The following is a 21,075-nucleotide window of genomic DNA, read 5'->3' as shown; positions in this document are numbered from 1 at the left end:
TTTATTCACTCGATAACTTATACCGAAGCATTTGGTCAGTGAGCATTGAAACTATTTTTCGGGCTTGAATCATAGCTTCATTCTCATTGTTTTCCATAAAAGACGACAAAAGATGATGATATTGTTTTACAACCTCACGGTGAAAATCATCATCTTGATAAAGTACGGCGATAAGCGGAGCCCATTCAGCCTGAATCGTGAGTTCCTGATTTGCCAGCCTTGCAGATTGGGCAAATGAGGTAAGCGTTAGCAAACAACGTAAATCAAGCTGTGCACGTGTATCTGCTTCAACAGCTTGTTCAAATTGTTCAATTAACTTTTTTATTTTGTTAAGTTCATATTCAGTAGTTCTTTGAGCGGCCAGATAGGCACTATGACTTAAAATTGCACTGTGAAACTCGCTTAAATCGGCAAGATACTCATTTGAAGCTTGGCGCAAAGGATGTTGATTTAAAAGTAAATCAGAAGGTAGCTCACAAACAAAACTTCCACCATTTCTTCCACGACGTGTATCAATTAAACCTTTTACGCGTAAAGTATTTAATGCTTCGCGAACAGTGATTGGCGAAACTCCCATTAAGCGTGCTAAGTCTGCTTCATTAGGAAGTTGTTCATTGCTTTTGAGCAAACCAGAGATAATTGCATTTTCCAAGCGTTCTACAACTTGTTCCGAACGAGTTGCTTGAGCAATAGGTGCAAAAATTATCGTATATGCTGACATGGCGAATTCTCTAAAAGCTAAGTCAAAAGACTTAGCTTAATGAAGCGGATAAATAGTTATTAAAACACGCCATAACCATGGACAGCCTGTTCATCTTCAGGCACAGCCGGTATTGCATCCCAAAGTTCAACAATTTTGCCATTATCTACACGCCATAGTTCAAAATAGGCATGTCGGTTACCAGCAATACTGCCTTCGGAATGTGTCAATACAAATTGACCATCAGCAATGGAGCGATGCGTTTTTGAGTATACCAAACCTTGTCCTTCATTACGGATATTGTTCAAAAAATCAATGACTGCTTTAACGCCATCACCAATATCTGGACTATGTTGAATGAACTGGTCGCCGTCGGTATATTCTTTAAAGGCATCATAATTGCCATCAATTAATGACTTCTTAAAGAAAGATGTCACAATTTCGCGGTTTTTCTCTGGGTCATGGTGAGTTACGATTTCAGTGGGACCATCTAGTTGAGTTCTACCGCTTACATTTGGCGCAGCTTCTGCCACAAGACCATCCCAATGCTCGACAATTTTGCCGTCTTTTACTCGGTAAATATCAAACCCAACCAATGGTTTTTCATCTAAGCCCTGAAAGCGGCCATGAATTGCAACCAAGTCACCATCTGCGAGTACACGTACAGCTTCGTGTTGCATATCTGGGCAGTCTTCTACCAGTTGACGTAAACCTGAAATACCATTTGCAACGAGTGGTGAGTGCTCTATAAAGTCTTCAGAAAAATAACGGTCTAGAGCAGTGGTGTCATGCAAATTAAATAACTCGTGGTGTGCTTTAGTCACCAAGTCTTTCATTTCTTGCTTATTCATTTTGATCTCCTTTCAAAACGCATTGTTATTATTCGTTTGAACTCATCACATGTTTAACACGGGTATATTCTTCAAAACCGTAGCCAGATAAATCTTTACCATATCCTGATTTTTTGAAGCCGCCGTGTGGCATTTCCGCGGTTAAAGGAATATGGGTATTAATCCAAACTGTACCGAAATCAAGTTCACGTGACAGACGTGTTGCGCGAGCATGATCTTTGGTCCAAACACTTGAAGCTAGGCCATATTCAACATCGTTGGCTTTTTCAATGGCATCATTTTCATCTGTAAATTTCTGAACGGTAATCACTGGTCCAAAAATTTCGTTCTGAATAGCATCGTCGTGTTGTTTTAAACCACTAATAACAGTCGGTTCAAAATAGAAGCCTGGGCGGTCTGCCAGTTTTCCGCCTGTTTCAACTTTGGCATGAGCAGGTAAGTTGTCGATAAACGCTTTAACATTCTTTAATTGATTGGCATTGTTAAGAGGACCATAAAGCGCGTCTTGATCATCTGGTTCGCCAAAACGTGTATTTTTTGCAGCTTCAATAAGTTTAGCTAAAAACTCGTCATGAACAGATTCAGCCACAATCACACGTGTTGCAGCAGTACAGTCTTGACCTGCGTTGAAATAGCCTGTTAAAGCAATCATTTCTACGGCTTTATCAAGATCAGCATCTTCAAAAACCAGTACAGGTGCTTTACCGCCAAGTTCAAGATGAGCTTTTGCTAAATTTGCCGCAGCAGAAGCAGCAACTTGTAATCCGGCACGAACTGAACCTGTAATAGAAACGAGAGCAGGGGTTTTATGTGATACCACTTTTGAACCAACTTGCGCTTGGCCTAACACCACGTTAAATGCACCTTTCGGAAAAAATGGTGCAGCAATTTCTGCAAGTAAGAGGGTACTTTCAGGTGTTGTGTCACTTGGTTTTAATACGACAGTGTTACCCGCTGCCAAAGCAGGAGCAATTTTCCAAATTGCCATCATGAGTGGATAGTTCCAAGGTGTAACCTGACCAACCACACCGACTGGTTCGCGGCGAATAGAAGAAGTTAAACCTTCTAAATATTCGCCAGTTGCTGTGCCATCGAGTAAGCGGGCAGCACCTGCAAAGAAACGAACTTGATCTGCCGATGCACCAACTTCTTCAGATGCAATTAAATGTTTTAACTGACCTGTATTGCGGCTTTGCGCTTCAATCAAACGGTCAGCATTTGCTTCAATAGCATCTGCCAAATTCAGTAATGCTTTTTGACGAGTCGAAGGTGTACTACGTCCCCAAATTTTAAATGCTTCTTTTGCAGCAGCATAAGCTGCATCAACTTCTGCCTCGGTCGCATTCGGCGATTGTGCGTAGACTTCACCAGTGACTGGGCTTACCAAATCGAAGAAATCATTTCCTTTGCTAGCAACATATTCGCCGTTAATGAAGTGTTGTAGTTGAGTTTTAGCCATTTTTTATACCTTGTCCTTAGGTTTTAACATATAAAATATAATACTATATGTATTATGTTTTAAATTTTCTGTCAAATGCTTTGATGAGGGGATTAAGTAGAAAAAGGGTGAGTTCAACTGAGAAGGTGTTTTAAGTTTTTGATTTTGATTATTTAAAAAAATTAAAAATTTATTGAGGATTATTAGAATAGGTTCATCGTTGGAATGGTGTTTTTAGATTTAATGAGCGGCCATAGAGAATTTTTTGAATGAAAGGGAAATGGATGAGCTCAGCCGTAAGTTGGCTCACCCCATGTTTAATTTGAGATTTAACGTGATGATTAGGTCTTATGGCTCGCCAGCAAAATACTAGTTTCACTATTGTAAATACCTGAAATATTTCGAATTCTCTCTAATACTTTATCGAAGTTTTCTAAGGTGTCGGAGCGTAGCTCGACCAAAATATCCCATTTACCATTAGTTTTATGCAGACATTCAACCGCGCTTTCTAGACGTAGTTCTTTAATCACAGACTGTGCTTTAGTACCTTCGACCATAATGCTCATCCATGCGCGGATGACATTGCGTTCAGCATTTGGTTTAAAACGAACCGTATATCCGGTAATGATGCCGGAAGACTCGAGATATTCCATTCTCTTTTTAACCGTTGCTCTTGAAACATGAACTTTTTCGGCTATCTCGGTTACAGACATCCGTGCGTTATCTTTAAGTAAACCTAAAATAATTTGATCAATATTGTCCATAATGTCATTGTCAATTATCAGATTGATAAAAAATAATTCATTTTTTACTAAATTACAAATTTTGTGAGTCATTTTGATTTTTAATAATAGACCCATCGATAATCCTAATAATCTTAATTTGATGGGCAAGCCACAATGAATAATTTTGCAGTTTCCAGAAATGACTTTAACGAATGGATGGTTCCAGTATTTGCACCGGCAAATTTCATTCCGGTACGTGGTGAAGGTTCACGTATCTGGGATCAAGAAAATAAAGAATATATCGATTTTGCAGGCGGGATTGCAGTAAATGCATTAGGTCATGCGCATCCAGTGGCAGTCAATGCGTTAACAGAACAAGCAAAAAAACTTTGGCATGTCGGCAATGGTTATACCAATGAACCCGTACTGCGTCTTGCTAAACAACTCACTGAAAATACATTTGCAGACAAAGTATTCTTCTGTAACTCAGGTGCAGAAGCAAATGAAGCAGCATTAAAGCTTGCTCGTAAAGTTGGACTCGACAGCGGTGTTGCGGGTAAAAGCGGTATTGTGGCATTTAACAACGCGTTCCACGGTCGTACTTTATTTACCGTTTCGGCTGGTGGTCAGCCAAAATATTCACAAGACTTTGCACCACTTCCAAACGGCATTAGCCATGTTGCCTATAATGATTTAGAAGCGGCTAAAGCAGTTATTAATGAGCAAACCTGTGCAGTAATTGTAGAGCCTGTACAAGGTGAGGGTGGGGTAATTCCTGCTGATATCGAATTTTTAAAAGGTTTACGTGAACTGTGTGATCAGTTTGGTGCCTTACTTATTTTTGATGAAGTGCAAACAGGTGTCGGTCGTACAGGTTCACTTTATGCTTACATGAACTACGGTGTTACACCGGATGTGCTTACTACTGCAAAAGCATTGGGCGGTGGTTTCCCTGTCGGTGCAATGTTAACAACTGATAAATTTGCGCCGCATTTTTCAGTGGGTACACACGGTACGACTTATGGCGGTAACCCGCTGGCAAGTGCAGTTGCAGGTGCTGTATTCGAATTTATTAATACACCAGAAGTACTTGAAGGCGTTAAAGAGCGTCATGATTACTATAAAAATGCTTTAAATCAATTAAATGAAAAATATGAAGTCTTTAAAACAATACGTGGCGAAGGTTTACTTCTTGGTTGTGTTTTAAAAGATAAATTTGCAGGTAAAGCAAAAGATATTAATAACCTTGCGGGTGAGGAAGGTTTATTAAGTCTGATTGCTGGTCCAAACGTTGTACGTTTTACACCATCGTTAATTATTCCTTTTGCTGATATTGATGAAGGTCTAAAACGTTTTGAACGTGCAATTGCTCGCTTTGTAGAAATTCAAAAGGATGAACAAGCAGCATGATGATTATTCGCTACATTGAACCTAAGGATGTTAATGATCTTTACCTTTTGGCTCAAAAAGCGGGTTTTGGTTTGACATCTTTGCAGCCAAATATTGAAAAGTTGGCGGCACGTATTGAACGGGCTTTTAAAACAGTAGCAGGTGAATTACCAAAAGCAGATCAGGTTTATTTATTTGTTTTAGAAGATACTGAGCTCAATAAAGTGGTGGGTGTTTGCGGTATTGAAGTTGCGCTTGGTTTAAAAGAGCCTTGGTACAATTTCCATGTAGGCACCCAAGTGCATGCCTCGGAACCTTTAAGTGTCTATAACGCTTTACCAACTTTGTATTTGAGTAATGACCACACGAATTGTAGCGAGCTTTGTACGTTATTTTTAGATCCAGACTACCGTTTAAATAAAAATGGTAAGTTTTTATCTAAAGTACGATTCTTGTTCTTGTCTGCATTTCGTCAATATTTCGAAGAAACCATTGTTGCCGAAATGCGTGGTTATTCCGATGCAAATGGGCAATCACCATTTTGGAATGCGGTAGGCCATAAATTTTTTAATATTGAATTTACCAAAGCGGACTATTTAAGCGGAATAGGGCAAAAGGCTTTTATTGCCGAGCTGATGCCGAGACATCCGCTCTATGTCGATATGTTGCCAGACGATGCTAAAGCGGCAATTGGTATGGTTCATCCAAATACTCGACCAGCCTACAACCTCTTACTGGAAGAAGGGCTGCGGTATAAAGGTTATATAGATATTTTTGACGGTGGCGCGACGCTACAGGCAGATATCGAAAATTTACGCGCTATTAAAGAAAGTCAGATTTTAGCAGTCAAAGTTGTAGACTCTACTCGTCTAAATTTAGGCGATGAGCCTTATATTGTTGCTAATGACGATTATGAAAACTATCGGGCAATTGTGGTGTATAGCTCACCTTATCAGGAACAACTACAGCTAAGCGCCGAACAGGCTCAAGAACTGAACGTTGAAAATGGAGCATTAGTCCGCGTCTTGAGTATTAATGTTAAACAGGTTTCAAAACCAAAAGCAGCAAATAGATCGGAAAATACCCAGTATTTGCAAATGGTGGTTAATTAGGCAGTGAGTTTTCATAACTCACCAAATTTCATGTGGAATACTATATTATCCCTGAGTCAAAAAATTGATATGGATATACATCATCTTAATAGAATGAAAGGGACTTATAGGTTCATTTTTATCGATTAAGATGATGAGGCATAACGGGATAATTCTATGGTTAATATTTTATTGTTTTAAATAACTATTTTAAGATTTAAAAATGGAATTTACTAAATTATAAGTGGTTTTAATAATATTTGTAGGATGATTTATTCGGTTCAAGCGAAACTCATAACTCATATTATTAAAACATATTTATAACGGTTGCTATAAATTGGAGTTAATATTACATGAGTAATAATAAAGGAAAGCAGTTCCTGGAAGGAGACCTCCTTGGCAGTCAACATATGACTGGTCAAGAAGAGGAAAAATTGCAACGCTCATTGACAAATCGCCATATTCAAATGATTGCGATTGGCGGTGCAATTGGTACCGGATTATTTATGGGTTCTGGGAAAACATTAAGTGTTTCCGGTACTTCAATTATTTTAACCTATTTAATTATTGGCTTTTTCTTTTTCTTCGTGATGCGAGCAATGGGTGAGTTATTGCTTGCAAATACGAACTTTAAAACATTTGCCGATTTCGCAACCGCTTATTTAGGTCCATGGGCAGGTTTTTTTCTCGGTTGGTCTTATTGGTGTAACTGGATTATTACAGCGATTGCCGATGTAATTGTGATCGGGGGGTACATGCAGTTTTGGTATCCTGATTTACCCGTTTGGATTCCTGCATTTACTTCATTAGCCATATTAACCATACTCAACTTTGTGGCCGTTCGTTTGTTTGGTGAACTGGAGTTTTGGTTCTCACTCATCAAAATTACCGCAATTATTTTATTTATTTTGGCGGGTATTTACTTAATTGGTACCGGATTTACCTCTCCAAATGGGGTCAAGGCTTCGGTGAGCCATTTATTTGAAACAGAGTCGATGTTTCCATATGGTGTAACAGGTTTCTTGGCGGGCTTCCAAATTGCTATTTTTGCATTTGTAGGTATTGAGCTGGTAGGTACAACTGCCGCAGAAACAAAAGACCCGCATACTTCACTTCCAAAAGCCATCAACTCTATTCCTTTACGTATTTTATTATTCTATGTTGGTGCACTAGTTTGTATTATTGCAGTTACATCTTGGGCAAAAGTTTCACCGGAAAAAAGTCCCTTTGTAGAAATGTTCACTCTAGTTGGTTTACCTATTGCAGCCGGTTTAATTAACTTTGTTGTTGCGACTTCCGCTTTATCTTCTGCAAACAGTGGAATCTTTGCGACCAGTCGTATGTTATACGGTTTAGCATTAGACAACGATGCACCTAAAAGCTTTAGTAAGCTGTCAAAAAGAAAAGTTCCAATTCGTGGACTCGTGTTTTCAATGGCGTGCGTAACAGTGGGAACCTCGATTTTATTTATTGTTCCAAATGTCATGACGGCATTTACGATTATTTCAGCGCTCACTTCAATTTTATGTATTTTTACATTTATGCTGATTGTGATGTCATATATTTATTATCGTAAGAAAAGTCCAGAATTACATATTCAATCAAAATATAAAATGCCTGGTGGTTTATTTATGGCATGGATGACTATGTTGTTTTTAGTATTTACTATTGTCATTTTAGCTTTAGATCACGACACTTTAATTGCACTTGAATGCTCACCAATCTGGTTTATTGGTTTATTTATTGCCTATAAATATAAAAAGAAAAAGATGTTGCAGCTTGATATTTTAAAAGCACAAAAGGCTGATTATATTTAAACAAAGTGTAGTGATTTTATTAGTTTAAAAAATAATAAAAAGCCTCATTACGAGGCTTTTTTTATAATCTATTATTTAATATTTGGATCGCCTTTTTTCAAGAAAAAGCGAATCGCTAGCTTTTGCAGAAATGTCCCATAAGGAGGGTGGAAAAGCTGGGTCGGGAAAAATCGATGGCGGATAAATACAGTTTTTGCATGTGAAAGTTCACGGAAACCTTCTTCACCATGATATGACCCCATACCTGAGTTGCCGATACCCCCAAAAGGAGCATCATGGTTAACTACATGCCAGCCCCAATCATTGATGGTTACACCACCTGAATGAGTTTCACGTAAAATTCGGTCGCGTTCTACTGAACTATGTGTAAAGCAATAAAGTGCTAAAGGTCGTTCGTCCGATTTCACATAGGTAATTGCGTCATCTAAAGAATCATAAGCCACCACAGGTAAAATAGGGCCAAAGAGTTCTTCTTTCATAATGCGCATGTCTGGCGTGCAGTTCAGCACAATCTGCACAGGCATCCTACGACCTTGTTGATCAAAGCTATAAGTGTCACAAGGAATAATGCGTGCACCTTTTTCTTGTGCATCGGTCAAAATATCTTGAATACGTTTTAAATGGCGGTCATTGACAATCGATGTGTAATTTTCATTGTTTGTGATGTTTTGACCAAACATTTTTATAAAGCTTGATTTTGCAGCATCTACAAACTCATTAATACTTTCTTTAGGAACCAATGCATAGTCAGGTGCTACACAGATTTGACCACTATTGGTTGCTTTACCATGGGTAATACGTTTTGCTGCATCGGCAAGCGGGTAATTACGGCTTACAATTGCAGGTGATTTACCACCTAACTCAAGTGTAACAGGTGTTAAATTTTCAGCAGCAGCTCGCATGACGACTTTGCCAATGGCAGGAGAGCCAGTAAAGACAATGTGGTTAAATGGCAAAGTGGTAAATCTAGCAGGATCTGTAATTTCTTCACCAAAAACCGCCACTTCATCTTCATTGAAAACTTCGGCAAGCATGCGTCGTAGCATGGCATTGGTATTGGGGGTAATTTCAGGCAGCTTAATCATGACTCGGTTGCCTGCAGCTAATGCGGCAATGAGTGGGCCTAGTGCTAAATAAACGGGGAAGTTCCAAGGCACAATCACACCAACCACACCTTTAGGTTGGTATTGCACACTTAAACGATTTGATAAAAATAAAAGCTCGGTACGGCGTTTACTTGGACGCATCCAGCGGCGTAAATGATGAATCGCATGATCTGCTTCTAGCACTGAGCCAAGCAAATCGAGTAGTTTAGATTCATCGAGTGATCTTGAACTAAAGTCAGCATTAATCGCAGCAGCTAAAGCATCTTGATAGCGAATAATTTGTTTCTTAAGCTGATGCAGTTTTGTGCGGCGTGACTCAAGACTTGGGTAGGGATCTGCCTCAAAATTGGCGCGTTGTTTGGAAAAAATAAGTTCCATATGTTCAGTGGCAGAGCCGTTATATTCTTTTAAGGTGGACTGTTCCATTATTATTCCTTCCATACTTTTGCTTATCATACTTTATGCTTGAAGCGTTGTATGGTCGATGTTAAATTGAGACAACAAGAGGTAGTTTAGTGCCATTATGCACGTCACTCTAGGGATGGTGTGAGTTAAATGCCTAAAAAGCTTTATAAAAGTGCAAATGCTATTATCGAAGGAAACTATGATAATACATCCTTAGGCTCGAATACATATTTGCTGGGTTTGACCAGTTTATTTGATGAAATGGGCTTGCAAGGTCATTCAATAGTAGAAGTTCTGTCGGGCACAAATATTTTGCCAGATGCTATAAATCAGCCTTCTTTATATATTTCTCAAGTCCAAAAAATTCAGCTATTTCAAAATATTCAAAAGCTATCTCACGATCCCTTAATTGGCCTACGTGCAGGGCAAAAGCAGCGGTTGTCAGATTTTGGGGTATATGGCTATGCGTTATATTCCTCACGTAATTTTAGACAAGCGGTAGAGCTTGGTATTCGACACATTAAGCTTGCAGGACCTATTTTAAAGAAGTCTTTTTATATTCGAGATGACGTTGCCATTTTTGAAGGGCAGGACATTATTGCACTGGGTAAGCTTCTGCCTTTGGTGTGCGAGTTTTGGTTCAGCTCCATGCAAACTTTAATTGAACGGGTGCTTGAAGGACCATTTCAAGCGAAGAAGCTTTTGTTGCCCTATCCAGCGCCTGACTATGCGGAAGAATATGAAAAAGTTTTTCATTGTCCCGTTCAGTTTAATGCTGGGGTCATGCAATGGCACTTTGATTTAAAGTGGCTCGATGTACCTTGCCCAAATGCTAACCCGATTACTGCTGATATGTGTAAGTCCTTTTGTGAGCGGATGCTAGGTGCTGCTGAACTTGAAGAGCCTGAGCTTGTGAAAACGATTCGTTTAATATTATTGGATGGAACGGGGCTTTTTCCGTCGGCTCAAGAAATGGCTGAACGCTTACATATGTCAAAGCGTACTTTACATCGACGCTTGGCAGGGTTTAATTTGACTTACCAAGAATTGTTAGATGAAACACGGCGCCGTCTTGCTGATGAATATTTGCGAGAGACAACTTTAACCATAGATGAAATTGCTGAGAGAATTGGCTTTTCAGATACTTCTAACTTTCGAAAAGCCTATCGCCATTGGACAGGCATTTCACCAAATGAGTATCGTGAGAAATTAGTTTTATAAATAGTGATAGGTTGAATTGTATGGATGAAAAAGATGGTGATTTAAGTTTTGAAAGTTTTAAAAATATAAATAAGCCAAATTTCTTTGGTGATATTGAGTATATTTACTCAATTTTTAAAATTAAAGAACTACCCGTAGATTTACTTTTTAAGATTCTAAATTTGGTTTTTCCTGATTTCCTTATAAATGAAAATCATATTTTTTTAGCGAGTGAGTTTGATCAAGACAAATTTGATAATTTGCAAAAGGTAGAAGAGACAAACAAAGCTCAGTTTTGGATGAATCTCATAGAATTGACGAGCCTACATGACGAGATGACAGCGGAGCAGGCTTTATTAATCGCGCAAAAAATCGTTGATTCTTGGAATGCAAAAATTAAATATGAGGGGTTAAATGCACACGGCAGAGCTAGAGTTTTTGAAGAAATTGAATATGGTGAGATTTTTATAACAATTGATTAGCTTTCAATTGTTATAAAAACTAATATTAGAATGGGTTATATCTAGACCTTAAATCGAGAAAGTAACTTTTTCTGCAAAAATGGATTACAGAGCAATATGGCAAATAAAATAATAAATATACCGATAATACTAAATAGATCTGGTAATTCATGCCAAAAAACAAATCCCCAAACTCCTGCAAAAATAATAGCAATATAGTTCATTGGGCCAATTTGGCCTGCTGGCGCTAGGCTATAAGCATAAGACATAAACAGTTGGCTAATGTTTGCTAAAAGTCCTGCGGCAATCAGTAGGCTTAATTCGTGCCAAGTGAAAATACGCCAATGCCAAAACATTGGAATAGAGGAAATTAAACTACCAAAAATACAGAAGTAAAAAACAATACGTTCAGGCGGCTCTGTACTGGTTAAAGCTCTTACGGTGACAAAAGCCATTGCTGATAAAAAGCATGCACCCAAGCCAATAAAAGACAATGCGTTAAATAGACCTTGGTCAGGTTTAGCGACAAATAAAACCCCAACGAGCCCAATAACAGCAGCAAAAATCATCGATTTGGTAATTTTTTCTTTTAAGAAAAGCCATGCAATCAGTGGAATAAAGATAGGAGATGAATAACTAAAAACCATGGCGTTCGATAGTTTTAAGTTCGCAATGGCATAGAAAAAACCATACATGGCGGCTAGCCCGACAATACTTCGCCAAGTGTGCATCCAGAGTTTATCGGTTTTAATAAAATCTAGCCCCTGTTTAAACAGCATCGGAATAAAAATAAATAAACCTACAGCATTTCTAAAAAATACGACAGTCGCGTTGTCTACCGTTTGTGAAGCAAAACGAATGCACACCCCCATAATGGAAAATAATAATGCTGATGTCATAAGACAAAGCAGTGCTTTTCCAAGTTGTGTAGAGGGGAGATTTGGAGCAGTCTGATTTTGCATAGAGAAATGAGTTTTTGACTTTCGGTGTTATCTTAGCAGCGAAGTAGGTATTGGATGAAATATCATTTGATAATGATTCAATAGGTAAGCCTAAGACAATGAAAAAAGAGAGCCTGTTAAGCTCTCTTTTAATTTTTAGGGTGCTATTTACAGCTAAAGTTTTCAGCTTTTTCGCTATCACCTTGCCCATTGTAACGAGCAATCAGTGGGTAAGGACAAAGTGGACGGGTGCGGTCTGGTGCCCAGTCTTGTGGAAGCTCAATATTCACTTGACCACTTGGGTTACCTGCGCCGCGTGCAGTCGCAATGATTTTGTCAGGTGCTTGCCCATATTCCACCCAATTAACTAAAGCAGTCAATGCATCAAATTGGTCGGTCGCAATGCCATCACGGGTATGGTTCATGCCCGGAACTCTAAAGAAACGCGCAAATTCAGGCGCTGTACCTTTTGTATCATTTTTATAGTGTTGTAGCAGTTGATCGTACCAATTTTGGGTGTCATCTACAGAGAAAACGCCATCTGCTGTCCCTTGTACCACAATCATTTTTCCACCGTGATTACGAAGTTTATCTAGATTAAGTTCGTCAGGTGGCATCATGAATGACATCGAACTTTCGGTGTACACATTATTGGTTGCCGAGAGTTTTGGATAGTCGGTATCGAAGTTAAAATTAAAGGCAAATTGTCTAGAGTTTTGAGTCACAGTTGGGTCTGGTGGAACCTGAAAAAGGATGCCGACAGCAACGGGGTCACGTGCTGTTCCCACCGAAGATTCGAATTTCCAGCTTGCCCAGTTGCTTCCCACTAAACCGGGGTCGAAAGGCTGGGTTGCATAGAGGGCTTGTCCAGCCGAATTTACAGGACCACGGTAAATATTGGCTAATACATCAATTTGTTCAGTGCTTAGGCAGGTGCCATCTCTTGTGCTTGAGCAAACGGGTACATCTTTGTGAATATCAAAAGCTGTACGGCAAGCCTCAACGTCTTGAACCAGTCCATCTGCAACACCGTCTAAAGCATCGCATCGATCTAAAATCGCTTTTGCTAAAACTTTACGCTCTGAAAGGGTCAGGGCGGTACTTAAGTCATTTTCATCTGTTGCGACACGACGAAGCTGTTGTGCGGTGTAGAGTTGGGCTGCAGCTGCACGAGGTAAATGAAAACCTGGTGTGCTTGCTAAAATTCCATCATATTGGTCGCCCAAACGGGTTGCGGCAATCATGGCATGACGCCCACCATTAGATGTACCGCCTGCATAGGAGCGGTCTGGCAATTTACCATAGGCGGCTTTAATTAGGTTTTTTGCCATAGGCGTGAGTTTGGTAATGGCTCCGTAGCCGTAGTTAATTCTGGCTTGAGGGTCTAAGCCAAACATTGGATTTTGTGAAGCGTTATGTCCAGCGTCGGAGGAAATAACAGCAAAACCATCATGCAGGGCATTGGTCAGTGGACCACCACTGCCGACCTGACCTGTTGCAGGGACTAAATTGCCATCGGTTCCGCCATTACCTTGATAGAGAAAACGGCCATTCCAGTCTATTGGTAAACGCATTTCAAAACCAATTTGATAGGTTTGTCCATCGACAGAACTTACACGTTGGTCCATATAACCTTTAACCAAACAATGTGCGCCAATCGGTTTGTTAGCGACAGTCAATGTGCCTGCTTCTTGAAGGGTGGCGGAGCTAATGACTGTATTGTTGTACTGAAACCCCAGTAAGTCTGAACAGCTTCCTATCATTTTTACGCCAACAGCAGGAGATAACTGTGGCGGTTTGTTTGTAGAGGGAGCCGATGTGTCATCATTATCACTTCCACAGCCTGCCAAAGAACCAAGCATGGCAAGCACCAAAGCGGAGCGGGTCAAAATTCGTTTATTGTTGGTGTAATTCATTTATTCATATCCTTATTGAATGAATGGTTGTAATTAAACTAAAACCAAAAAATTAGCTGTGCTTCGAGCAATCATTTTGTTGTTTTGCCAAGCTTCACTTTCGAGATTCAGTACGGTTTTGCCTTGTTTAATGAATCGGCATTTTGTAATGACTTCGCCCACAGCACAGGGCCTTAAAAAATCCATCGTTAAGTTAATGGTAGTAGCTGGTTTACGGTCATTGGCGAGATATGCAAAAAGTCCCATCACATCGTCAAGCATGGCGCAGATCATGCCGCCTTCAACGGTGCCGCGTGGATTGGTAAAGCTTTCTAGCGCTGTGTAGTGGATGTTAAGTTCAGTATTTTTGTCATTCCAATGGATATTGTGTCCACCCAAATGGTGATGGATGGGCGGTAAGTGTTCTAAAGTTTTTTGATCCATAATGAAGGCTCCATTCTTTTTGTAAGTGTTATAAAAATTATTATTTCAAGGTGTAGGCATCATAAATAACCGCTTTGCCCAAGCGCATTGCACTACCTACCGCAACGGTCTGGTTCAGCCATGAGTATTTAGGTGAGCTGGTTTCAAACTGCATGGTAATTTTGAAATAGTAATTTTTCGGGTCAACATCTTTGCCTTGAGCAAGCTGTTTTAGTGTTTCGGCTGAGCCATGTCGTTAACCTTTGGTTTGAAGATAAATAAGTGCACCGTCATCGGTTTCTAACAAATATCGTGTATCAATAATGGCTAGTCCTTTACTGTCAACGATTTGCCAATCTGCGCCATTATTTAAAATACGGCCTTTAAGTGTTTTGCCTTCGAATGTGCCACCTGTAATGGGAATAATTCGGCGTTTACCTGCATCACTGGTTGTGCCTAACTCCCAAACGGGGGCATTTAAATCAACACTAAATTTTGCTAAAGGTTCAAGCTGAATAGGTGGAGGGCTATATTGAGTTTCAGCGTGAGTCAGGGCAATCAGACTCATTGTGCAGAGTAGCGTTACAACTTTCTTCATGATGAATTTCTCGAAATTAAAAAGAGGTTCTATATGTGACAGAACCTCTTGTTTTGAATTATTTAAATTTCCATGTGTAGTCGATGTTGATACGGGTTTCGTTTACAGGTTTGATATTTGCTGTAGAGAGCATGTTATTGTCATAAATGGCATATCGTGCACGTAACCCTAGATTTTTTAACCAGCCACTTTGAACGGTGTAGCCTAAATCGAAGTCTGTTTCTCGCTCTTTTAAATTGGTTCCGCCTAAGTTAGGTGCATAAATATTGTGACCTGTGGTGTAACGGGTCATAAAACGTAAACCCGGTACATAATCTTTAAAGTCATATTCATAGCGGAAGCTATAGGCTTTTTCTTTTGCGTTTAAAAATTCACCCGGCCATGTATCAATAAGGAGTCCAGTTTCACCGCCAGTCAAATACGGAAAAGCGGTGTCGCCGTGATGTTGGAAGGTTCCAAAAATAAATTTATGGTTTTGATGTTTGAGTTCGAAATGCGCATGGTAAAGGTCATTATCGACTAAGCCAGCTTTTGCTTGTCCGTCGTCTCGACTGCGGTAGTAACGTAATTGTGAACTCAGGTTGGTGGTGTCATTAATTTTGTATTGGTGTAATGCACCCACCATGGTTTGGTTATAAAGATCATCAACATCCATATAAAAAGCGGTAAGCTTGAGTGTAGGATCAAACTGATAGTTTCCACCTAAATAATAAAGGCCGCTCGTCTCAGCACTTTTGTATCGACCATTTACCCCAGAAATTTTAATTCTTTCATAGTTGGTTGAATCTCTTTGATTTACCTTATCGATATAGGCGGCTTGTAAATCGAAATCTTTAATATCTTTACTGGTGAGTGAAATTCCTCGATAGGTTTGGGGAAGCAATCGAGCAGGTGAAGCCACTAAAACAGGGTTCATTGGCATTAGGGTACCAATGCGTAGTTCAGTTTGACTCATTTTAGCTTTTGCTGTGATGCCAATTTCTCCATAAGAGTCTGCCGGTTCATTGGTACGCGTGTCTCTAGGTAAATTGCCTGTACCTGCGTATTTGGCGCTTGCATCTAGTTTAAAACCTGCTGTTGCCAGTACATCTAGCCCAAAACTAACGGTTCCTTCGGTATAGCCTGAATTGGCTTTGAGAATAAACCCTTGTGTCCAGTCCCTCGCTGCTGGATAAGTTGATGGGACTTGATAGTCTCGGTCAAAGTAGAAATTTCGTGTGGTGAGTTCTACTGAACTGTTATCAATAAAATTGCCAGCCCACACTGAACTTGAGAGCATAAGGGTAGAGTACATCCATAATTTCGACATCGCATTTCTTCCTGAAATAACATTTTTTGTTGTCAAATAAGGCATAGTTGTTGTGTCTGCCTTATTTTGTTTTTAAATCGAATTATTTTCCGAGCAGTTCTCGGGCCACGATTTCTTTCATAATTTCATTGGTTCCCCCATAAATTTTTTGTACCCGTGCATCCACAAAAAAGCGTGAAATAGGGTATTCCTGCATGTAACCGTAGCCACCAAAAAGCTGGAGTAATTGGTCAATCACTTCACATTGGACATCGGTAATAAAGCACTTCAATGCGGCAACTTGGGTTACGCTTAACTGGTGTTGTTGATATAGCGCTGCACATTGATCTACAAAGGCTTGGGCGGCTTTCGCTTTGATTTGCGCGTTTGCCAGCACAAAGCGTGTGTTTTGCATTTGACTTAAAGGTTGTCCGAAAGCTTTACGCTCCAGTACATAGTCTTTGGTCAGTTCGATGGCGCCTAAAATCGACCCCAAAGCCATCATGGAAATGCTTAAACGTTCACGCGGTAACTCTTGCATTAAATAAGCGAAGCCTTGTCCTTCTTCCCCCAAACGCTGAGTTGCAGGCACACAAACATCATCAAAAAATAGTTCGGCTGTATCTTGGGCATGTAGCCCGATTTTTTGTAAAGAGCGACCTTTTTTAACGCCGTCTAAAGCAGCATCCACTAAAAAAATCGAAATACCTTTTGCTTTGGCTTGCGGATCGGTTTTTGCTACAAGAACAATCAGGTCGGCATGCAAGCCATTTGATATAAATGTTTTTGAACCATTCACATGATATTGGTCATTTTCTAAAATGGCCTGAGTGCGTATAGCCTGTAAGTCTGAACCCGCATTGGCCTCTGTCATGGCAATTGCAGTGACGACTTCACCCGTCACCATTTTTGGTAGCCAATAGCGTTTTTGCTCTTCAGTTCCGATATTTTGCAGATAAGGAGAGACCAGCTCATTTTGCCCGCCAATGGCAACTGCCAAAGACGCAAAACCAGCTTGAGCAGTTTCTTGAACCAACATGAGGGAGTAATAAACAGGAGCGCCATAGCCGCCATATTCCTCGGGCACATCAACACACAAAAAGCCATTTTCCCCAAGACGAAGCCATAGATCACGTGGGATGAGGCCATCGTGTTCCCATTGTTCATAATACGGAGCAACCTGTTCTTTTAAGAACCTGCGATAGCTGTCCCGAAATAGTTCAAATTCTGTATCGTGTGGCATGTTGAACCTTTTTTTGGCAAAAGTGAGGCTAAGGCCCAAACCGAAGTTTGAGCTTCCTTTTTTATTTCAATTGCTTATTGTTTTAAGGTGGGCACCCGAATAATCAGCGGGTTATCAGTCTGTTTTTGATAAAGCTCATCAATTAAAGCGGCACGACGCTTGGTAATACTGCTTTGATTGAGGTTGCCTTTATCAGTCACTTCGCCTGCATCGAGTTGAGGTGGCTCGGTCATTAAATAAAGCATTGAGACTGTGTTTGAACTGCCAGTCGCATCTTTATTAAAGGTTGTTAAAAATTGGCGGAACCATTGCTGGACTTTAGGATGCTGTAATATCTCTGCTTGAGAATGTTCACCAAGCTTAAGACCTGCATATTGAGCGCAAGCTTCTAATTTTGGAAAAATCAAAAAGCCAACCGCATTTAGGTTTGAACCAGTAATACAAACATCTTGAATCAGTAAATTACCTTGAATGAGCACTTTGTTGCGTAATGTGCCCACATTCACAAAAGTCCCTGTATTGAGTTTAAAGTCTTCGGCAATTCGTCCGTCATACATGAGACCTTTAGTCGGATCATTGATGTCGACTAAACGAACGGCATCGCCTGTATGGAAAAAGCCTTCATCATCAAAAATAGTACTTTGCTGGTCTGCCTTTAACCGCCAATAGCCTTTCATGACGTGTTTGCCACGAACACAGAACTCAAGTTTGTCACCACATGGCACTAGTTTAATTTCGCATCCCGGAGCAGGGTAACCAATAAAGCCAGCCATTACGCGTGGGCCAGTTGTAAAAGCACAAGAGGGAGCAGTTTCGGTCATGCCCAATCCGCTCATGATGCGAATTTTTTCTCCGCAATGTTGCTGGGCAATTTTATCGAGCCTATTCCAGCCCGCTTCTGAAAGCGCTGCTCCTGCAAAGAATAGAATTTTTACTTTGGCAAAAAAGCGGTCTCTTAATTCTTCATCTTTTTCTAACGCTTCGGTGAGTTCTTCCCAACCTTTTGGCACATTTAAATAAACTGTTGGGGAAATTTCTTTGAGATTACGAATGGTTTCGTCAAATTTTCCTGCAACGGGTTTGCCATCATCAATGTAAATCGTACCGCCGTTATAGAGTGCGATGCCGACATTGTGACTGCCGCCAAATGTGTGGTGCCAAGACAGCCAGTCGAGTAGGACAGGCGGCGTTTCTTCAAACTCAGGGAAAGTCTGCAATAACATTTGCTGATTAACACACAACATTAAATGCGTGGTTGGTACAGCTTTAGGCAATTTGGTTGAACCCGAGGTAAATAAGAATTTGGCAATTTGGTTTTCATCAAGGGTTTGATAAAACTCTTGAACATTTGAAACTGGTGTATCTAACAGCGATTGAAAAGACGTGCAGATCTGATCACCCACAATCCCTTTATTGGTCACCACTTCAATATCAGGTGTAATACACGCTTGAATGGCTTTAGCAAAGGCTTGTCCATCGCTGGCATAGACCATACCAGGTGTGAGTACTTCAAACACATGTTTAAGTTTGCCAAAGTCTTGAGAAATCAGAGAGTAGGCAGGGGAAATAGCCGAGAAAGGCACCCCCGCCAGCATGGCACCCATAGAAAGTGTTAAATGTTCCAGATCATTGCCACTTAAAATAACGAGTGGTCGTTCTTGGCTTAAATTACGGTCATGCAAAGCTTGAGCAATGTGCCATGCGCGTTGTAGAACTTCTGCATAACTCAGTTTGACCCATTCGCCTTGAGCATTGCGTTTTGCTGCAAAAATATGGTCGGGTTTGGTTTGTGCAAAATGAATTAACCGATCTGTCAGTTTTTGTGGATACGGTTTTAATTGCTCTTTTGGGCTGATATAGAGCGTTTGATCTTTATAGTGATAATGAATATCGTGTTGCCCTAATTTTACGAACCGTTCGCGGTCTTGTGATTGAGTGGCATTCATTTGCATTTCTTTCACTCCATGGAAAGCGCATCACTGCGCTTTATTTTTTGCATCATGCAATTTTTATTTAATATGTCGGTATTCGCATTAGCCTGACTAAATCGGGTAATGACGTGATTGGGTTTGAATGGTAATCCAGCGTAAATCGGTAAACTCGGCAATAGATGCTTTACTACCAAATCGTCCGTATCCACTTGATTTTGTTCCGCCAAATGGCATTTGAGCTTCGTCATGTACGGTTGCGCCGTTAATATGACAAATACCCGAATCAATCTGTTTAGCCACTTCTAATGCCTGTGAAATATTCTGGCTAAACACTGCCGAAGACAGACCAAACTCGCTGTCATTTGCCAGTGCTATGCCTTCTTCAATGCTTGAAAAACGTTGAACTGTGCATACAGGCCCAAAAGATTCTTCGCGGTAAAGCAGCATGTCAGGTTTAATATTGAGCACTAACGTCGGTTGCATGGTGGTGTCTTCAATATGGATACCTAAAGGTAAGTCAGCCCCTTTGTTTTGAGCATCTTCCAGCAAATGCTGAATACGGTTTGCAGCGCGGCGACTTTCTAAAACACCGAGTACATTGTCTTTTGAGGTTGGGTTACCTGCCTGAATAGAACGGGTTTTCTCAATCAGTTTTTCAATAAACTGGTCGGCAATATTGTCTTGAACCAAAACACGTTCGGTCGACATACAAATTTGCCCCTGATTAAAGAATGCTCCAAAAGCGACTGCATTTACGGCTTCATTAATATCAGCCTCATTTAAAACCACAACAGGGGCTTTACCACCAAGTTCAAGTAAAACTGGTTTTAAGTATTTAGCAGCAGTCTCGGCAATAATTTTTCCGACTTTGGTTGAACCGGTAAAATTAATGCGTTTCACAGCTGGATGAGACACTAAGCGCTCCACGATTTGTGGGGCATCTTCGGCGGCATGTGTAATCACATTCACGACACCTTCACCTAGTCCTGCTTCATGTAACACTTCACCAATTAAACGATGCGTTGCTGGGCAGGCTTCCGACGCTTTTAACACAACCGTGTTACCACAAGCCAAAGGCATGGCAAGCGCACGTGTTGCCAAAATCACAGGTGCATTCCAAGGTGCAATGCCAACAATGACACCACAAGGAACCCTTACACCCATTGCAAGATTGCCCGGCACATCTGACGGAATCAGGCTTCCGTCAATTTGTGTGGTCATTGCTGCTGCTTCACGTAACATGTTGGCAGCAAGGTGAACGTTAAACCCATACCATGTTGCAGTTGAACCTGTTTCTTGCATTCCAGTTCGAATGAATTGCTCGGTCTTTTGGTCCATTAAATCGGCTGCTTTTAATAAGCGTAAGCGGCGCTCGGTAGGCGAGAGTTTCGACCATACTTTAAAAGCTTGTTGTGCCGAATCGATTGCACGATCAACATCTTCCAGTGTTGCAGCAGCAGCTTTAGTTGCTACCGTTCCATCAATTGGACTAATACGCTCAAAAGTTGCCTGATTTGATGCATCAACAGATTGACCGTGAATAAGTAACTGTACATTTTGCATGGGTTGCGTC

Annotated in this window: 17 protein-coding genes and 1 pseudogene; 5 read left to right on the top strand and 13 right to left on the bottom strand. The window is 40.4% G+C overall.

What is annotated here, in order from left to right:
• Position 1: 1 nt before the first annotated feature.
• From J576_RS13155 to J576_RS13140, 4 genes are all read right to left on the bottom strand, one after another.
• On the bottom strand, positions 2–721 hold the full coding sequence (locus J576_RS13155) for a FadR/GntR family transcriptional regulator (RefSeq protein ID WP_002053572.1): 720 nt from the start codon (positions 719–721) through the stop codon (positions 2–4).
• 59 nt (positions 722–780) lie between these two features.
• Complete coding sequence (locus J576_RS13150; RefSeq protein WP_002053578.1) at positions 781–1,551, bottom strand: nuclear transport factor 2 family protein; 771 nt, start codon at positions 1,549–1,551, stop codon at positions 781–783.
• A 28-nt stretch (positions 1,552–1,579) separates the two neighbouring features.
• Positions 1,580–3,010, bottom strand: coding sequence for a gamma-aminobutyraldehyde dehydrogenase (locus J576_RS13145; protein WP_002053558.1), 1,431 nt, complete (start codon positions 3,008–3,010; stop codon positions 1,580–1,582).
• 320 nt (positions 3,011–3,330) lie between these two features.
• Positions 3,331–3,753: an Lrp/AsnC family transcriptional regulator gene (locus tag J576_RS13140; RefSeq protein ID WP_009501788.1), complete on the bottom strand. Its 423-nt coding sequence runs from the start codon at positions 3,751–3,753 to the stop codon at positions 3,331–3,333.
• Positions 3,754–3,888: 135 nt separating this feature from the next.
• On the opposite strand from J576_RS13140, the gene J576_RS13135 reads away from it, so the two are divergent.
• From J576_RS13135 to J576_RS13125, 3 genes are all read left to right on the top strand, one after another.
• The gene (locus J576_RS13135) at positions 3,889–5,124 is read left to right on the top strand and encodes an aspartate aminotransferase family protein (protein ID WP_033855621.1); all 1,236 of its coding nucleotides are present in this window, start codon (positions 3,889–3,891) and stop codon (positions 5,122–5,124) included.
• Positions 5,121–6,215, top strand: coding sequence for an arginine N-succinyltransferase (gene astA / locus J576_RS13130; RefSeq protein WP_002156836.1), 1,095 nt, complete (start codon positions 5,121–5,123; stop codon positions 6,213–6,215). The genes J576_RS13135 and astA overlap by 4 nt, the downstream gene beginning before the upstream one ends.
• Before the next feature lie 332 nt (positions 6,216–6,547).
• Entirely contained in the window at positions 6,548–8,011 is a 1,464-nt protein-coding gene (locus J576_RS13125; protein WP_004709911.1) for an amino acid permease, read from the top strand.
• Between the two features lie 71 nt (positions 8,012–8,082).
• Here the strand turns inward: J576_RS13125 and J576_RS13120 are convergent, their stop codons facing one another.
• Positions 8,083–9,543: a coniferyl aldehyde dehydrogenase gene (locus J576_RS13120; RefSeq protein WP_002156873.1), complete on the bottom strand. Its 1,461-nt coding sequence runs from the start codon at positions 9,541–9,543 to the stop codon at positions 8,083–8,085.
• Between the two features lie 129 nt (positions 9,544–9,672).
• On the opposite strand from J576_RS13120, the gene J576_RS13115 reads away from it, so the two are divergent.
• Both J576_RS13115 and J576_RS13110 read left to right on the top strand, forming a co-directional pair.
• Entirely contained in the window at positions 9,673–10,743 is a 1,071-nt protein-coding gene (locus J576_RS13115) for an AraC family transcriptional regulator (RefSeq protein WP_002156833.1), read from the top strand.
• 20 nt (positions 10,744–10,763) lie between these two features.
• Positions 10,764–11,204, top strand: a complete 441-nt coding sequence (locus J576_RS13110) for a hypothetical protein (protein ID WP_002156800.1) — start codon at positions 10,764–10,766, stop codon at positions 11,202–11,204.
• 41 nt (positions 11,205–11,245) lie between these two features.
• Here J576_RS13110 and J576_RS13105 read toward each other — a convergent pair whose 3' ends face one another.
• The 8 genes and pseudogenes from J576_RS13105 to J576_RS13070 form a co-directional block, all read right to left on the bottom strand.
• Positions 11,246–12,145, bottom strand: a complete 900-nt coding sequence (locus J576_RS13105) for a DMT family transporter (protein ID WP_025467897.1) — start codon at positions 12,143–12,145, stop codon at positions 11,246–11,248.
• Positions 12,146–12,288: 143 nt separating this feature from the next.
• Positions 12,289–14,040 carry a tannase/feruloyl esterase family alpha/beta hydrolase gene (locus J576_RS13100; RefSeq protein WP_002156876.1) on the bottom strand — a complete coding sequence of 584 codons (1,752 nt, stop codon included), beginning with the start codon at positions 14,038–14,040 and terminating at the stop codon, positions 12,289–12,291.
• A gap of 33 nt (positions 14,041–14,073) precedes the next feature.
• Positions 14,074–14,463, bottom strand: coding sequence for a PaaI family thioesterase (locus J576_RS13095; RefSeq protein ID WP_002156838.1), 390 nt, complete (start codon positions 14,461–14,463; stop codon positions 14,074–14,076).
• Between the two features lie 40 nt (positions 14,464–14,503).
• Positions 14,504–15,040: pseudogene (locus tag J576_RS13090) on the bottom strand (DUF3237 domain-containing protein).
• A 58-nt stretch (positions 15,041–15,098) separates the two neighbouring features.
• Complete coding sequence (locus J576_RS13085) at positions 15,099–16,349, bottom strand: OprD family porin (protein ID WP_025467898.1); 1,251 nt, start codon at positions 16,347–16,349, stop codon at positions 15,099–15,101.
• A gap of 82 nt (positions 16,350–16,431) precedes the next feature.
• Complete coding sequence (locus tag J576_RS13080; protein ID WP_002156864.1) at positions 16,432–17,571, bottom strand: acyl-CoA dehydrogenase family protein; 1,140 nt, start codon at positions 17,569–17,571, stop codon at positions 16,432–16,434.
• Positions 17,572–17,645: 74 nt separating this feature from the next.
• A complete protein-coding gene (locus J576_RS13075) occupies positions 17,646–19,532 on the bottom strand; it encodes a feruloyl-CoA synthase (RefSeq protein ID WP_171062653.1) in 1,887 nt (628 codons plus the stop codon).
• Between the two features lie 81 nt (positions 19,533–19,613).
• The gene (locus J576_RS13070) at positions 19,614–21,065 is read right to left on the bottom strand and encodes an aldehyde dehydrogenase (protein WP_002156839.1); all 1,452 of its coding nucleotides are present in this window, start codon (positions 21,063–21,065) and stop codon (positions 19,614–19,616) included.
• Positions 21,066–21,075 lie beyond the last annotated feature (10 nt).

Origin of the sequence: Acinetobacter sp. 766875 (assembly GCF_000582055.1) — a bacterium.
Classification (GTDB): Bacteria; Pseudomonadota; Gammaproteobacteria; order Pseudomonadales; family Moraxellaceae; genus Acinetobacter; species Acinetobacter nosocomialis.
The sequence above is the reverse complement of the archived record's forward strand: the minus strand, read 5'-3'. Positions and strand labels throughout refer to the sequence as shown.

Bases quoted from the DNA above. Each gene is read 5' to 3' on its own strand.
- J576_RS13155 (WP_002053572.1), bottom strand. From the start codon at position 721: ATGTCAGCATATACGATAATTTTTGCACCTATTGCTCAAGCAACTCGT.
- J576_RS13150 (WP_002053578.1), bottom strand. From the start codon at position 1,551: ATGAATAAGCAAGAAATGAAAGACTTGGTGACTAAAGCACACCACGAG.
- J576_RS13145 (WP_002053558.1), bottom strand. From the start codon at position 3,010: ATGGCTAAAACTCAACTACAACACTTCATTAACGGCGAATATGTTGCT.
- J576_RS13140 (WP_009501788.1), bottom strand. From the start codon at position 3,753: ATGGACAATATTGATCAAATTATTTTAGGTTTACTTAAAGATAACGCA.
- J576_RS13135 (WP_033855621.1), top strand. From the start codon at position 3,889: ATGAATAATTTTGCAGTTTCCAGAAATGACTTTAACGAATGGATGGTT.
- astA (WP_002156836.1), top strand. From the start codon at position 5,121: ATGATGATTATTCGCTACATTGAACCTAAGGATGTTAATGATCTTTAC.
- J576_RS13125 (WP_004709911.1), top strand. From the start codon at position 6,548: ATGAGTAATAATAAAGGAAAGCAGTTCCTGGAAGGAGACCTCCTTGGC.
- J576_RS13120 (WP_002156873.1), bottom strand. From the start codon at position 9,543: ATGGAACAGTCCACCTTAAAAGAATATAACGGCTCTGCCACTGAACAT.
- J576_RS13115 (WP_002156833.1), top strand. From the start codon at position 9,673: ATGCCTAAAAAGCTTTATAAAAGTGCAAATGCTATTATCGAAGGAAAC.
- J576_RS13110 (WP_002156800.1), top strand. From the start codon at position 10,764: ATGGATGAAAAAGATGGTGATTTAAGTTTTGAAAGTTTTAAAAATATA.
- J576_RS13105 (WP_025467897.1), bottom strand. From the start codon at position 12,145: ATGCAAAATCAGACTGCTCCAAATCTCCCCTCTACACAACTTGGAAAA.
- J576_RS13100 (WP_002156876.1), bottom strand. From the start codon at position 14,040: ATGAATTACACCAACAATAAACGAATTTTGACCCGCTCCGCTTTGGTG.
- J576_RS13095 (WP_002156838.1), bottom strand. From the start codon at position 14,463: ATGGATCAAAAAACTTTAGAACACTTACCGCCCATCCATCACCATTTG.
- J576_RS13085 (WP_025467898.1), bottom strand. From the start codon at position 16,349: ATGTCGAAATTATGGATGTACTCTACCCTTATGCTCTCAAGTTCAGTG.
- J576_RS13080 (WP_002156864.1), bottom strand. From the start codon at position 17,571: ATGCCACACGATACAGAATTTGAACTATTTCGGGACAGCTATCGCAGG.
- J576_RS13070 (WP_002156839.1), bottom strand. From the start codon at position 21,065: ATGCAAAATGTACAGTTACTTATTCACGGTCAATCTGTTGATGCATCA.